General features: G+C 35.7%; 14 protein-coding genes. 5 read left to right on the top strand and 9 right to left on the bottom strand.

Going from position 1 to position 14,969, the window contains the following annotated elements; translation table 11 throughout:
* Positions 1 to 49: 49 nt before the first annotated feature.
* Complete coding sequence (gene folK / locus BXY82_RS06080; RefSeq protein WP_133757263.1) at positions 50 to 1,204, bottom strand: 2-amino-4-hydroxy-6-hydroxymethyldihydropteridine diphosphokinase; 1,155 nt, start codon at positions 1,202 to 1,204, stop codon at positions 50 to 52.
* A 396-nt stretch (positions 1,205 to 1,600) separates the two neighbouring features.
* Between folK and BXY82_RS06075 the strand changes: the two genes are divergently transcribed.
* From BXY82_RS06075 to rpsU, 3 genes are all read left to right on the top strand, one after another.
* On the top strand, positions 1,601 to 4,258 hold the full coding sequence (locus BXY82_RS06075; protein WP_133757262.1) for an AsmA-like C-terminal region-containing protein: 2,658 nt from the start codon (positions 1,601 to 1,603) through the stop codon (positions 4,256 to 4,258).
* A gap of 181 nt (positions 4,259 to 4,439) precedes the next feature.
* On the top strand, positions 4,440 to 5,303 hold the full coding sequence (locus BXY82_RS06070) for a sigma-70 family RNA polymerase sigma factor (RefSeq protein ID WP_133757261.1): 864 nt from the start codon (positions 4,440 to 4,442) through the stop codon (positions 5,301 to 5,303).
* A gap of 33 nt (positions 5,304 to 5,336) precedes the next feature.
* On the top strand, positions 5,337 to 5,531 hold the full coding sequence (gene rpsU, locus BXY82_RS06065) for a 30S ribosomal protein S21 (protein ID WP_133757260.1): 195 nt from the start codon (positions 5,337 to 5,339) through the stop codon (positions 5,529 to 5,531).
* Between the two features lie 37 nt (positions 5,532 to 5,568).
* Here the strand turns inward: rpsU and BXY82_RS06060 are convergent, their stop codons facing one another.
* On the bottom strand, positions 5,569 to 5,802 hold the full coding sequence (locus BXY82_RS06060) for a hypothetical protein (RefSeq protein ID WP_133757259.1): 234 nt from the start codon (positions 5,800 to 5,802) through the stop codon (positions 5,569 to 5,571).
* A gap of 130 nt (positions 5,803 to 5,932) precedes the next feature.
* Positions 5,933 to 6,727 (bottom strand): DUF2797 domain-containing protein, encoded by a 795-nt coding sequence (locus BXY82_RS06055; protein ID WP_133757258.1) that lies wholly within the window; start codon positions 6,725 to 6,727, stop codon positions 5,933 to 5,935.
* A 72-nt stretch (positions 6,728 to 6,799) separates the two neighbouring features.
* Between BXY82_RS06055 and BXY82_RS06050 the strand changes: the two genes are divergently transcribed.
* Positions 6,800 to 8,314 (top strand): GH3 auxin-responsive promoter family protein, encoded by a 1,515-nt coding sequence (locus BXY82_RS06050; RefSeq protein ID WP_133757257.1) that lies wholly within the window; start codon positions 6,800 to 6,802, stop codon positions 8,312 to 8,314.
* 289 nt (positions 8,315 to 8,603) lie between these two features.
* Here BXY82_RS06050 and clpX read toward each other — a convergent pair whose 3' ends face one another.
* The 6 genes from clpX to BXY82_RS06020 all read right to left on the bottom strand — a co-directional run bounded on the left by clpX (position 8,604) and on the right by BXY82_RS06020 (position 14,225).
* Positions 8,604 to 9,836: an ATP-dependent Clp protease ATP-binding subunit ClpX gene (clpX, locus tag BXY82_RS06045; RefSeq protein ID WP_133757256.1), complete on the bottom strand. Its 1,233-nt coding sequence runs from the start codon at positions 9,834 to 9,836 to the stop codon at positions 8,604 to 8,606.
* A gap of 62 nt (positions 9,837 to 9,898) precedes the next feature.
* Positions 9,899 to 10,582: a ClpP family protease gene (locus BXY82_RS06040; protein ID WP_133757255.1), complete on the bottom strand. Its 684-nt coding sequence runs from the start codon at positions 10,580 to 10,582 to the stop codon at positions 9,899 to 9,901.
* A 134-nt stretch (positions 10,583 to 10,716) separates the two neighbouring features.
* Positions 10,717 to 12,039: a trigger factor gene (tig, locus tag BXY82_RS06035; RefSeq protein ID WP_133757254.1), complete on the bottom strand. Its 1,323-nt coding sequence runs from the start codon at positions 12,037 to 12,039 to the stop codon at positions 10,717 to 10,719.
* Between the two features lie 198 nt (positions 12,040 to 12,237).
* Positions 12,238 to 12,585, bottom strand: coding sequence for a phage holin family protein (locus BXY82_RS06030; RefSeq protein ID WP_133757253.1), 348 nt, complete (start codon positions 12,583 to 12,585; stop codon positions 12,238 to 12,240).
* 25 nt (positions 12,586 to 12,610) lie between these two features.
* Complete coding sequence (locus BXY82_RS06025) at positions 12,611 to 13,384, bottom strand: alpha/beta fold hydrolase (protein WP_133757252.1); 774 nt, start codon at positions 13,382 to 13,384, stop codon at positions 12,611 to 12,613.
* A gap of 127 nt (positions 13,385 to 13,511) precedes the next feature.
* Positions 13,512 to 14,225 (bottom strand): pyridoxine 5'-phosphate synthase, encoded by a 714-nt coding sequence (locus BXY82_RS06020; protein WP_133757251.1) that lies wholly within the window; start codon positions 14,223 to 14,225, stop codon positions 13,512 to 13,514.
* An 87-nt stretch (positions 14,226 to 14,312) separates the two neighbouring features.
* On the opposite strand from BXY82_RS06020, the gene BXY82_RS06015 reads away from it, so the two are divergent.
* Positions 14,313 to 14,969 (top strand): CBS domain-containing protein, encoded by a 657-nt coding sequence (locus BXY82_RS06015; RefSeq protein ID WP_133757250.1) that lies wholly within the window; start codon positions 14,313 to 14,315, stop codon positions 14,967 to 14,969.

Genomic DNA, 14,969 nt, shown 5'->3' with positions numbered 1-14,969 from the left:
ATTCCAGCATCTTACTTAATACTCTGTACTTAATACTTAATACTCTATACTACAAAACCTCAGCCGGCGTACAAATCTCGCCCAACACCCACAAATAATCCTCACGGTTTTCAACAAAGTCACGATCTGAAATATCTATAATTTTTACATTGAGTTCAGTTTGATTTTTTAGAAACTCCAAATACCCCGCATTGATTTTTTCCAGATAGTTGTTTTCGATATTCTGTTCATAATCGCGCCCGCGTTTTTTAATATTGGCTTGTAAGCGCTCTGTGTTCTGATATAAATATACATACAAATCTGGCTTTGCAATATCCTTATACATCAGATAGAATAATTTTCTGTACAATCGAAACTCATCTTCAGGCAAAGTGATCTTCGAAAAAATTAAGGATTTATAAATATCATAGTCACTCACCATAAAATCCTTAAACAAATCCAACTGCGATAGATCGTCACTAATTTGCTGATACCTATCCGCAAGAAATGACATTTCTAAGGTAAAGGCGTAACGTTGCGGCTCTTCATAAAACTTTGGTAAAAACGGGTTATCTGCAAAGCGTTCCAAGATCAATTTGGCATTAAACTCGTTAGAAATTTGATGTGCCAAGCTTGTTTTACCCGCCCCGATATTCCCTTCTATGGCGATATAATTATAAGCCCCAAAATCATATTGTTTCATGGGGTTTTTCAACCAAATGTTTACTGGTTCAATGGGGCTATCATCTGTTGTAGATTCTAAAAGTTCCGCTACTGTCATATTAAATGTAGGATGCACCATTTTTGAAGCAATATCATTGAGGGGTTGTAGCACAAATTTACGCTTGTGCATATGCGGATGTGGCGTGGTAATTAATTCGGAAGTGATGACCGCATCATCATAAAATATGACATCCAAATCTATGGTTCTGGATTCATAACCGGTGCTCGAATGTCTGGTACGCCCCAATGCTGTTTCTATAGCCAAAAGCCTCAGCATTACCTCTTCAGCAGCATATTGGGTTTCTATAAAAACACAAGTATTTAAAAAATCTTCCGCCATACTGTTGGGATCAAAACCTATAGCTGGCGTATTGTATACGCGTGCTATTATATTGATTTTCCCAATATTTTTGAAAATAAGGTCTACGGCATCTTGCAGATGCTTTAATCTGTCGCCTTTATTACTCCCAAGGGCTATGTAAACTGAGTGAGGTTGATCCATAATTACCGCCAAAAATAAAGAAAACAAATACACTATATCAGAAATTTTAGTCCAAAAAGATCATTTTAAAAGCGCAGCTTTACCGAATGTTATAAATTAAATTTATATTTTTTTTTACGACCATACACTTCAACTATATTTGTATATAGTAAAGTATTGATGGTATTGATTTTAGAGTCATCGCGATAGCATTTATTGTTTTCAAACCAATATTGACACCATAAAATCTCTAATTTTACCTCATCGAATTTTTTGGAAACGGAAGGAATTGTTATGGATATTAAACAGCTAAAGTTTTATTAAACTTAAAGCTCCATCAACGACTACATTCCACCATACGTATATATATTAAATTTTTTGACTATCACCCTATTAAAGTCATAACAATAACATTTTATGAAAAAATTTTTTAAAATTACCGGCATCACCTTATTAATATTGATTGTGTTGTTAATTGCCCTTCCTTTCGTATTTCAATCGCAGATAAAGGGAATGGTCAAAAACTTTATCAATCAAAACCTTAATGCTAACGTCGAATTTAGTGATGTAAGCTTAAGTTTATTTAGAAGTTTTCCACAAGCCCATGTAGAAGTAAGTGATTTAGTGATCACCAATTTTGAGCCTTTTAAAGATGAAACCTTTGCTACGGCCAAGAACCTCAACTTTACAATGTCTGTTAAAGAACTTTTTAAAACATCAGACGAACCTATCATTGTAAATTCGATAAATATCAACGAGGCCTTACTCACACTTAAGACAGATGCGTATGGCAATGTCAATTATGATATCGTCAAAGAACGTGGAAATGCACAAGATTCTACAGAAGGTTTTTCATTTGACATAAAAGATTACAGCATAAAAAGAAGCGCCGTAACGTATATTGATATTCCTGCAGATCTGCAATTTTACGTCACCGAATTAAACCATACAGGTAAAGGGACCTTCTCAGGCGCTATTTCAGAATTAGACACTAAATCTGAAGCAAATGTGAGTTTATCTATGGATAGCATCAATTATTTAAACAATAACCATGTAAAACTTGATGCTTTAATCGATATGGATTTAAATACTCAGAAATATACATTTAAAGAAAACAATGCACTGATCAATCAACTACCTGTTGAGTTTGACGGGTTTGTTCAGATAATTGAAGAGGGACAACTAATTGATCTGTCATTTAAAAATACAGGTTCCTCCTTTAAGGACTTTTTAGCAGTAATGCCTGCAGAATACGCCAAAAATTTAGACAATGTTGAGACCACAGGCAATTTTAATGTTAATGGTGTCATCAAAGGGAGGGTCACTGAAAATACTATTCCAACATTAGACATCAGTATCTCATCTGATAATGCATCATTCAAATATCCTGATTTACCGAAACGAGTAGAGAATATTGTAATAGATACAAAAATAAAAAATGAAACCGGAAATTCAGAGGACACTTATGTAGCGATAAACACTTTAAATTTTAAGATAGACAGCGATGTGTTTAAAGCATCTGCTTTGATAAAGAACTTAACCGGAAATATGTTGGTAAACGCCGATATTGATGGCACTTTAAATTTAGCCAACCTTACAAAGGCGTATCCGTTAGAGTTAGAAAATGAATTGAGCGGTATTTTGAAAGCAAAACTTAATACTGCATTCGACATGAATGCAATTGAAACTAGTGCCTATGACCGGATCAAAGCTTCAGGAAATGCCAATATAAGTAATCTAGTGTTTACTTCAGATGCCATGAACCAACCCTTGCATATTGTGAAGGCTGATATGACTTTTAATCCGTCTACAGTTACACTTAATAGTTTTAGTGCTAAAACTGGTCAAAGTGATTTTACTGCTACGGGCACTATCAATAATTTAATTGGTTTTATGTTGAGCAAAAAGGTGAATTTGAAAGGCAACTTTAATTTAAATTCAAACACCCTAGCGCTCAATGATTTTATGAGCACTGAGACAGAAAGTACTACCGCGGCCACGTCAAAAAAAGCATCCGTAGTTACAGAAGGCTTAAAAATTCCACAATTTTTGGAATGCACTATTACAGCTAATGCCAATACAGTGTTATATGACAATCTGAAACTTAACAATGTAAAAGGTGTTTTGCATATAAAAGACCAGCAGGCTACAATAAACAATTTAAGTTCAACAATATTTGACGGCGCTTTAGCCATTTCCGGAAATGTCAGTACAAAGACCGATACGCCAACGTTTGATTTAAACATAAATGCGAGTAACTTTGACATTTCTAAATCTTTTACTGATCTAGAACTACTTCAAAATTTGGCTCCAATTGCCAAAGCCTTACAAGGTAAATTAAATAGTAGCATTAATATTTCAGGAACTTTAGACAAAGAATTCTCTCCCAATTTAAACACCGTTTCTGGTAGTGCTTTAGCAGAATTATTAACAACAAACATCAATGAAAATGCAAGTCCGTTGTTATCTACATTGGCAGGCGCCTTAAAGTTTATTGATTTTGAAAAGTTAGACTTGAGTGATCTTAAAGCAAACTTAGAATTCTCTAACGGGAAAGTCAATGTCAAACCTTTTAACTTAGCCTATAAAGATATAGACATTGTAGTTTCTGGGGCTCATGGTTTTGATAACACCATGACCTATGATGCCGTATTTAATGTGCCGGCTAAATATTTAGGAAGCGAAGTCAATAGACTTATTGGTAAAATTAACGACAATGAGGTCAATAAAATAAGTATTCCTGTAAAAGCTAATATTTCAGGAACATTTGCAAGCCCAAAAGTGACTACAGATTTAACCAGTGGGGTGGCTAATTTGACAAAACAATTGATAGAAATAGAAAAACAGAAATTAATTGGAAAAGGCACTGATAAAATAAAAGATTTAATTGGTGGTACTCTAGGCGGTACCACCAATCAGACTTCAACGCCTACAACATCGCAAGATTCAACAAGTACGACTACAAAAACACCTAGCATCAAAAAAGACAGTACAAAATCCGGAAGTGAAGCAATTAAAAATACGATAAAGGATATTTTTAATTCTCGGAAAAAGAAAAAAGACACGGTAAATTAAGAACCTATCCGTAATAAAATTTACACTTTGATAGCTATTTTATATAAAAACTGAGGCAAATAACCTGCAATCTAAAGAGATTTAAGCAATTATGTTAAAGTAATGTGAGTTTATTTGCTTTTGTCAATTAAAAAGTTATACTGTAGAGTTACAGTTAACGTATATAAACAAAAGAGACTAGATGAGGCAATTAAAAATCACAAAGCAGGTTACAAACAGAGAATCAAAATCTCTTGATAAATATTTACAGGATATAAGTAAGCTGCCACTGATTACAGCAGATGAAGAAGTAGAATTGGCACAACGTATTAGAACAGGAGATCAAGAAGCTTTAGATAAGCTGACAACCTCCAATCTTCGTTTTGTCGTATCAGTCGCTAAACAATACCAAAACCAAGGTTTAACGTTACCTGATTTAATTAATGAAGGCAACGCTGGCTTGGTAAAAGCAGCCAAACGTTTTGATGAAACTAGAGGGTTCAAATTTATTTCATATGCAGTTTGGTGGATTCGACAAGCAATTCTTCAAGCTTTAGCAGAACAATCTCGAATAGTTAGATTACCTTTGAACAAAATTGGCTCGATCAATAAGATCAATAAGGCCTATTCCTTTTTGGAACAAGCGCATGAACGCCCGCCTAGTGCTGAAGAGATTGCGACTGAATTAGAATTGACAGTAAAGGATGTGAAGCAGTCTATGAAGAATTCTGGACGTCACATCTCAATGGATGCACCCTTAAAAGAAGGGGAAACCTCAAGTTTATATGATGTGGTTTCTTCTGGTGATTCTCCAAACCCTGATAGAGATTTAATGACCGAGTCCTTAAGTCTGGAAATTGATAGAGCGCTCAACACGCTCTCACAAAAAGAAAGTGATGTGATTAGGTTAAATTTTGGACTTAGCAATCAACCGCCAATGACCTTGGACGAGATTGGTAAGACTTTTGATTTAACTAGAGAACGTGTCCGCCAAATCAGAGAGAAAGGAATCAGAAGATTGAAGCACACTTCAAAAAGTAAAATTTTAAAAACGTATTTGGGATAGTCTTGAATACATTATATACTCTAATAATTATCTATGTTAAGAATTGAAATCAAAGAAGGCGAAAACATTGAACGCGCCATCAAACGTTACAAACGTAAACACCGAAATGTAAAGGTGATGCAGAATTTGAGAGAGAATCAATATTTCACTAAACCTTCAGTGAAAAAGAGAAGACAATTACAAAAAGCTGCTTATATACAAAATTTAAGAGATCAAGAAGAAATGTAGTCTTCTTTAATTTCTTATACCACAAAAAATCACATCCTTAAGATGTGATTTTTTGTTTTCTGATAGGATGGTCTTCGTAAAAATCATCAAAGGTTTTAGATGTTGTGTAATTATCTGTAAGCACATTATAAACCATTACCACTACAAAAACTTGTCCTATACAGGTCATATAAAACACCCAGTTAAATGGCATATCCATGGCTACCATTACGGTTAATAGCACCAAAAACAGTGTGGTTATAATTACATAAAGCACGGCAGGAACCTTCATGACTTGCGCGTTGAGTTAATTCCTTTTAGCGCTAACGCCAACTGCGTCGCACCAAATAGACTACATTAAGTTACAAAAAATACGGATCACAACTTTGGTCTATCGTGATAAAATAATGTTAATACAACTATTAGCTCACCGTTAATGCAACCACACATCCTTCATTACTGCGAATATTAAATACAGTATCATCTTCAAAAATGAGATATTGCCCTTTAATGCCCTTAAGTACTCCTTGATAATTAGGCGTTTTGATGAGATTAAGACTTTTAGGCTTTTCAGGAAACTTCAATACTGGGAATTGAATATGGGTTTCAGTGTTATCCGCAATATAGTACTCGGCCGCTTCTTCAGGGATGGAGGCCCGCAATCTATCGCGCCATTCTACAAGGTTTTCATCCACAATATCATTTTTGAGCATGGTACGCCAATTGGTTTTATCGGCTACAAATGCTTTTAAGGCAACTTCCGTAATACCTGCCAAATACCTGTTTGGCACTTCTACAATTTCAATAGCTTCATGTGCTCCTTGATCAATCCAACGGGTAGGTACTTGACTCTTTCTAGTCACTCCTACTTTAACATTACTTGAGTTTGCGAGGTAAACCACATGTGGTTGTAATTGCACCCTTTTTTCATAGTCTAAATCCCGATCCTCCTTATCTAAATGTGCTGTACTCAACTCTGGTCTCATAATCCAATCAGCAGCTTGAGGAATGTCAAAAAAACAACTCTTACAGAATCCTTGCCTAAAAATAGGTTTATCAAGTGCACAATTCAAACATTGATAACCAACAAATTGAATGCTGATGGTTTTATCCAATAACTGATTCATATTGATAAAGTCATTTTCGAAAATTAAATAGTATTGGATAGGATGTGAAAACTCCGTGGCCATTTTGGTCAAGACCCCTTGGTACGTCATTTATTTAAAATTTTATTTAGAAGAATTTGTTTAAAAAAAGTATTATTTTTAGTCATTAAAGATACTATAAATATGCCAATTCCATTAGTAAATTCGATTGCTTCATGGTTCTTAAAAAAGCGATTTCACCAAATCGAATTATTTTTAAAATATCCTAATGAGGTTCAGAACGAATTACTTCAAGATCTATTAACTAGAGCAAAAGACACGGAAATTGGCAGGACTTATGACTTTGCCAGTATTAACAATTACAAAACCTTTGCTGACCGGCTCCCTATCACAAACTACGAAGATAATCAAGCTAATATTGAACGGTCTAGATTGGGAGAAAACAACATATTTTGGCCCACACCTATCAAATGGTTTGCAAAATCGAGCGGCACCACTAATGCCAAAAGCAAATTTATCCCTGTAAGTTATGAGTCTTTAGAAGATTGCCATTATGCAGCGAGCAAAGATTTGCTCTGCATGTACCTCAACAACAATGAAAACTCTCAATTGTTTACCGGAAAAAGTTTAAGACTTGGGGGCAGTAAGGAATTGTACAGAGAAAACGGAACAGCCTTTGGAGATTTATCGGCCATTCTCATTGATAATATGCCATTTTGGGCAGAGTATAGCAGTACGCCCAGCAACAAAGTCTCTTTAATGAGCGATTGGGAACACAAAATGCAAGCAATTGTAAATGAAACCATCAACGAAAATGTAACGAGCCTTGCCGGTGTGCCCTCCTGGATGTTGGTATTGATGAATAACGTTCTCGAAACCACCAATAAGCAGAGCATCTTTGATATTTGGCCCAATTTGGAAGTTTATTTTCACGGTGGGGTGAGTTTTTTGCCCTATGTAGACCAATACAAGGCCATTTTACCCCGAAAGGATTTTAGATATTATGAAATCTATAATGCTTCAGAAGGATTTTTCGCCATCCAAGATCAGAATAGTTCTAGCGAACTCTTACTTATGTTGGATTATGGTATTTTTTATGAATTTATTCCTATGGAAGACTACGGTACCCCAGAGCAGCGCATCATTCCGTTGGCAGAAGTTGAGATGCATATCAATTACGCAATGGTAATTACCACCAATGCCGGACTATGGCGTTATAAAATTGGAGACACCATCCGGTTTACTTCATTACACCCCTACCGTATTAAGGTGAGTGGGCGCACCAAACACCATATTAATGTTTTTGGTGAAGAGTTAATTATTGAAAATGCTGAAGATGCCTTGAAAAAGGTATGTAGAAAAACAAACTCCCAAATTGTGGAGTATACTGCGGCACCAATTTTTATGAACGGAAAGGATAAGGGGGCTCATGAATGGTTGATAGAATTTAAAACGCCACCAGAAGATATGGTGCAATTTAACACCTTGCTAGACGATGCCTTAAAATCATTGAATTCAGACTATGAAGCCAAGCGCTTTAATAATTTAACGCTGAACAGTCCTAAAATCCATATTGCAAGACATCAATTATTCTATGATTGGCTTAAAGAACAGGATAAGTTGGGTGGTCAACACAAAGTACCACGACTATCTAATACCCGAAACTATCTGGATGCACTTCTCAAGATGAATGTGTAAGCAGTTTGCCGAGAAAAAAGGCATCCGTAATTCATACAACGAGAATTTATAAATGTTTAACTAAAATGTACTATTAGTGGCTAATTCCTAATATTTTGCTAGTATATTTACAATATTGTTACCTTATAAATACCGCTGATACAGCAGTGCTATCCCATTAATACAATCAATACTACAGGTGTGATTACACCTAAATAATCGTTGTTTTTGCACTATTAATTTTTAAATCCAAAAAATAAAAACCACCCAAAAAAGGGTGGTTTTATTGTTTCTATAGGACTCTAGAAGTTTAAGAAACCGCTTTTAATCGTTTTAAAGTGGTTTTGTCCAACTTATCTTCAGCGTATTCTTTAGTAACGTGAAGTTTTGTCTCCTTTCCACTAGGCAACTCAAACATTGCATCTGTCAGGATTTCTTCACAGAGCGATCTCAAGCCTCTGGCCCCCAATTTATATTCGATTGCTTTATCAACTATAAAATCTAAAGCGCCATCTGTAATTGTAAATTTGATGTCGTCCATTTCAAACAATTTTTGATACTGTTTGATTATGGCATTTTTAGGCTGTGTTAAAATAGCCCTTAGGGTTTTGGCATCTAACGGATCCATATACGTTAACACCGGCAAACGACCAATGATTTCAGGAATAAGACCAAAATCTTTCAAATCTTTGGGTGTGATGTATTGCAATAAATTATCAGCATCAATAACATCATCTTGAGCCGCGGCCTTATAACCAATAGCAGCCATATTCAGGCGTTTTGAAATCATACGCTCCACACCATCAAAGGCACCGCCTGCAATAAATAAGATATGCTCGGTGTTGACCTCAATAAACTTCTGGTCAGGATGCTTACGCCCTCCTTTTGGCGGTACATTAACTGTTGTACCCTCCAGTAACTTTAATAATGCTTGTTGAACACCTTCACCAGAAACGTCTCTAGTGATGGACGGATTGTCACTCTTGCGTGCAATTTTATCAATTTCATCTATAAATACAATACCCTTTTCTGCCTTCTCCAAATTGTAATCGGCCACCTGTAGTAGACGGGTCAATATACTTTCAACATCTTCACCTACATAACCGGCTTCAGTTAATACCGTTGCGTCTACAATAGCCAAAGGCACATTGAGCATTTTTGCAATGGTTTTTGCCATTAGGGTTTTACCGGTACCGGTTTGCCCTACCATAATTATGTTACTTTTTTGGATGTCAATATCATCATTGGTTGCAGGCTGTAACAATCGTTTATAATGATTGTAAACAGCAACTGACATTACTTTCTTAGAGTATTCTTGTCCAATAATGTACTCATCTAAAAAATTCTTGATTTGTACTGGTTTTTTAAGCATCAATTCAGAAGACAACTCTGCATTGCCACTTTGTTTTGATTCTTCTAGAACGATACCATGAGCTTGTTCAATACATCTATCACATATATGCGCATCTAATCCTGCTATCAATAAACTGGTTTCTGGCTTCTTTCTACCACAAAACGAACATTCTAATTCTTCCTTTGCCATAACTCTTCTTAATTCCTCATATTATACATTTCAATCCTTATCACATTAGATAGATATTGAAATTATTTATCTTTAGTACTTGATAAGACCTCATCAATCATGCCGTATTCCTTGGCCTTGTCAGCTTTCATCCAATAATCGCGATCACTATCATTGTACACTTTGTCATACTCTTGCCCCGTATGTTTTGCAATTATTTTATACAATTCTTCTTTGAGGGTTACGATTTCTCTTGCAGTAATTTCAATATCACTAGCCTGGCCTTGAGCACCTCCTAGAGGTTGGTGAATCATGACGCGCGAATGCGTCAATCCGCTGCGTTTCCCTTTTTCTCCTGCACATAATAAGACTGCGCCCATAGAGGCTGCCATCCCAGTACATATGGTGGCCACATCTGGTTTAATAAGCTGCATAGTGTCGTAGATACCTAAACCTGCATACACGCTACCACCTGGTGAGTTGATATAAATTTGAATATCTTTAGCTGCATCTGTACTTTCCAAAAACAACAATTGTGCTTGAATAATATTTGCCACCTGATCATTAATGGCAGTACCCATAAAAATGATACGATCCATCATTAACCTTGAAAATACGTCCATTGCAACGGCATTCATCTGTCGTTCTTCAATAATATTTGGCGTCAATCCAACAGGATACATACTGTTCATGATTTGATTATAATAGGTACTACTGATGCCTTGGTCTTTTATTGCGAATTTTTCAAATTCTTTTCCGTAATCCATAAATATTTTTTAGTTCTTAAATTCGTTTAATACCCCATAAATTCTGAGACATTCTAATGACGCTTACTATGTCAAAAAAAAGCGTAAAACCTAACAGTTTTACGCTCTAAATATAACGATTTAAATTATAATTATTAGCTGTAAAACTCTTTTACAAACTCATCATAGGTAATTTCTTTAACCTTAAGATTCGCTTCGTTTTTATATAATTCCAATAATTTTTGGCTCATCAATTGCTCAGATAAACGTTTCACTTCGTCTCTATTAGACAAAATACGTGCGGCAATATCTTCTAACTCTTTATCTTGAGGGTCCATTTGGCCAAATTGCGCCATTTGCACTTTAATCATATCTTTAGCAAACGATTTCAAATCTTCAAACGTTACTTGCAAATTGTATTTTTCAATCAATTTGCCTTCAATCAATTGGTAGCGCATACTTTTTTCAGAGTTTTCATACTCTTCTTTAGCTTGATCTGCATCCAATTGATCTTCGCCTGCCGTCTGCATCCATTTTTGCAAAAACGTGGCTGGAAGGTCAAATTTTGTATTTTCAACCAAATACTCAGTCACGTCATTCAAGAATTTTTGATCGCCTTGTTGTGCGAATTGCTTTTCTGAATCTTCCTTAATTTTTGCTTTCAATTCCGTTACAGATGTGACAACACCTTTACCAAACAACTTATCAAACAACTCCTGATCTAAATCAGCCAACTCTCTTGTGTTGATTTCTTCAACCGTAAAAGTGACTTCAACATCCAATCCGTGAGCATCATCATGGGCTACTTTTAAGAAGTTCATTAAATCATGATCATCATTAAACAAACCTTTGGTTTTCAAAGTCACAACATCTCCAACCTTAGCACCAATAAGCGCCTTTTCAGCGGTTTTACTTTTAATCTTATCTAAAGTGAGCGTCGCTTTATTGTTAATTTCTTTTTCTTCATTAACAAAAACTCCAGTAACTTCTGAGTCTTTAGAAACGGTATCTTGAGAAATCAATTTACCATATTGTTTGCGGATATGCTCCACCTGACCATCAATCATCTTATCGTCAGCAACAATTTTATATTGGGTAATGGCTTTTTTTCCTTTTAAGTCAACCTCAAATTCTGGAGCCAATCCTAACTCAAATTCAAATGTGAATGAATCAGCATTCCAATCTAAATCATCTTGAGCTTTAGGTAATGGATTTCCCAGAACATCCAATTTCTCTTCAGTCAAATATTTGTTAAGAGCATCTTGCAAAAGCTTATTAACCTCATCCACCAAAACAGCTTTTCCATATTGCTTTTTAACCATGGTCATTGGCACATGTCCTTTTCTGAATCCTGGAATATTAGCAGATTTACGGTAATCTGTAAGAATCTTTTCAACCTTATCACTATAGTCTTCTTTAGCGATATCTACTTTTACAACGGCATTTAATGCGTCAATGTTTTCTCTTGTAATATTCATATTATAATTAATAAAGCCTAAGGCGTTTTAATGTTTAACGATTTTTTAAACCTACAAGGGCTCCTATTTTTTGTGGAATTAGTTCAAGTATGCATTACAAGGACTCCTTAAAACACCGCTTGGACTACTAAAAAATCGGGATGCAAAATTAAGCATTTTTTAAATCCTAACAAAGTTTTTAAACACTTGATTTATAGACTAGTTTTTGTCTTTGTCTAACAATGAATAAAGTACCGATTGCAAAAAAGATAAAAGCAAGCTAAATAACAATGCTGTCCAAAATCCGCTGACCTCAAAACCGCCCATAAATTGATCTGCCAATAAAATAATACAGGCATTAATGACCAATAAAAACAATCCTAATGTTAGGATGGTTATTGGCAAGGTTAAGATGATCAAGATGGGTTTTAAAATTAAGTTTAGCAACCCGAGCACGATAGCCACAATAATAGCCGAAGTAAATCCGGCCACTTCAACCCCTGGAAGGAATTTTGCCAATACGATAACGGCCACAGCTGTTAGAAGTAATCTGATAATTAAGTTCATATTTTTAAGTTTAGGAGTTTAGAATTTATAATTCATCTTTTAAGAAACTGTTGACTTCATTATAAAAATCGGTTGGGTTTTCGGCATGCAACCAGTGTCCAGCATTTGCAATGGTGACAATTTTTGCTTTTGGAAAATGCGTATAAATCAGATTTTCATCTTGTAGAGAAATATATTCAGAGCGGTCGCCTCTCAAAAACAAGGTTTCCTTTTCAAACTTGGTGTGCATTGGCAACGGCTCTCCCACTTCATTGACTTGATCTTTTAAGACTTCAAGATTCATACGTAAGGCCAACATCCCCTTTTCTTTCCAATACAAATTCTTCAATAAAAATTGTCGCGTGCCAACATCGGGCACAAAACGTTTCATTACTGCATCTGCCTCTCCCCTAGTTTTAAGAACGTCAAAATTTAAAGCCGATAAACCTTTAAGAATATCGTCATGATGCGTTGGGTAATACCGCGGAGAGATATCTGCAATAATTAATTTGGAAACCAGTTGCGGATACTCTACAGCAAACAACATGGCCGTTTTACCGCCCATAGAGTGCCCTAAAAGGACAATATCATTAAGTTTATGTATGTCGCAATACCTTTTTAAATCTGCTACCATGACTTCATAGTTAAATTCATCGCTATGAAAACTTCTGCCATGGTTACGTTGGTCAATAAGATGCACCTCGTACCCCTCCTCACTGAAGGTCGTGCCAAGTGTTTTCCAATTATCACTCATCCCCAGAAATCCGTGAAGAAAAATAAAAGTTTGCCCCTTACCTAGAATGTTTGAATGAAGATTCATGATGGTTTTTTGATTTATATTTATTGACCCGCCCAAACCTGTCTTTCAGGTACGGTCGGGTTATTGATTTTTGACCGATGTCTGCCAACTGAGGACTGAAAACTGAGGACTGAAAACTGCCAACTACCTATTTCAGCTGTCTCAAATACATATTGATGACGTTTTCAATGCCGAGATACAAACTCTCAGAGATTAAAGCATGTCCAATGGAAACTTCCAGTAAATCAGGAATGTTCTGTTTGAAAAACTTGATGTTATCTAACGATAAATCATGACCTGCATTAATCCCAAGCCCCAAAGCATTCGCCAACACGGCACAATCCGTATACGGTTTAATTGACATTTCATTGCCTAGGCCGTAATGGTGAGCAAATGCTTCAGTATATAATTCTATCCTATCAGCGCCGGTAGCTTTTGCGCCTTCTATTTGTTTTAATTGCGGATCGACAAAAATGGAGGTACGGATGCCATTTTGCTTAAACTCCTTAATCACATCTACCAAAAAGTCTTTGTGCTTAATGGTATCCCAACCCGCATTTGACGTAATCGCATCTTCAGCATCTGGCACTAAAGTAACTTGCGTTGGTTTTACTTCTAAAACCATATCTATAAATGGTCTAATAGGGTTGCCTTCTATATTGTATTCTGTATACACTTCAGGCTTTAAGTCGTACACATCCTGATATCTAATATGCCGTTCATCTGGTCTCGGATGAATAGTGACCCCTTGTGCTCCAAACTTTTGGACATCTCTGGCAAATTGCACCACATTAGGCACATCACCACCCCGCGAATTTCTTAGGGTAGCAATCTTATTGATATTCACGCTCAACTTTGTCATGGCATTTGTTTTATTGAACAAAAATACAAAGTAGATGATGCTTTTTGTAGTTATTTTTAATTATTTTGCAAGAACAAACCTGAGATCATGCCGTTAAGAGAATACATTATCAATGACATTAAGCCACTAAATATAAATGATAAGGTAGGCGACCTTAAAATGCTGTTTAATGAATTGACCTATTCTCACATTCCTATTGAAAATAACTCGGTGTATTTAGGCTGTGTGTCAGAAACTGATGTACACTGTTTTGACGGGAAGGAGACCATTGTAGATTGCCAACATATTTTAGAGGGTTTTTTTGTGAGATCAGATACCAATTGGCTCGATGTTTTAGAAACTTTTGCCCAACATTCATGTAACATCATGCCTGTATTGGACCAACAGAACAATTATTTAGGCTATTATGAGCTCAATGATATAATAGGGAGGTTTAATGAAACACCATTTTTTGCAGAACCTGGTGGCACTTTAATTGTTGAAAAAGGGATTCAGGATTACTCCTTCAGTGAAATTAGCCAAATTGTTGAATCCAATGATGCGAAGATTTTAGGAGCTTTTATTTCTAAAATGGATAGCGATGTAGTACAAGTTACACTTAAAATTGGAGACTCCGGACTGAATAATGTCATACAGACATTTAGAAGATACAGTTATAACGTTGTTTCAGGACATGAAGAAGACACCTATATTGAAAACTTAAAGGAACGTTCAGACTATCTGAATAAATACCTTAATATGTAG

Origin of the sequence: Gelidibacter sediminis (assembly GCF_004364975.1) — a bacterium.
Classification (GTDB): domain Bacteria; phylum Bacteroidota; class Bacteroidia; order Flavobacteriales; family Flavobacteriaceae; genus Gelidibacter; species Gelidibacter sediminis.
Note: the sequence above shows the minus strand (reverse complement) of the source record. Positions and strands in the feature narration are given on the sequence as shown.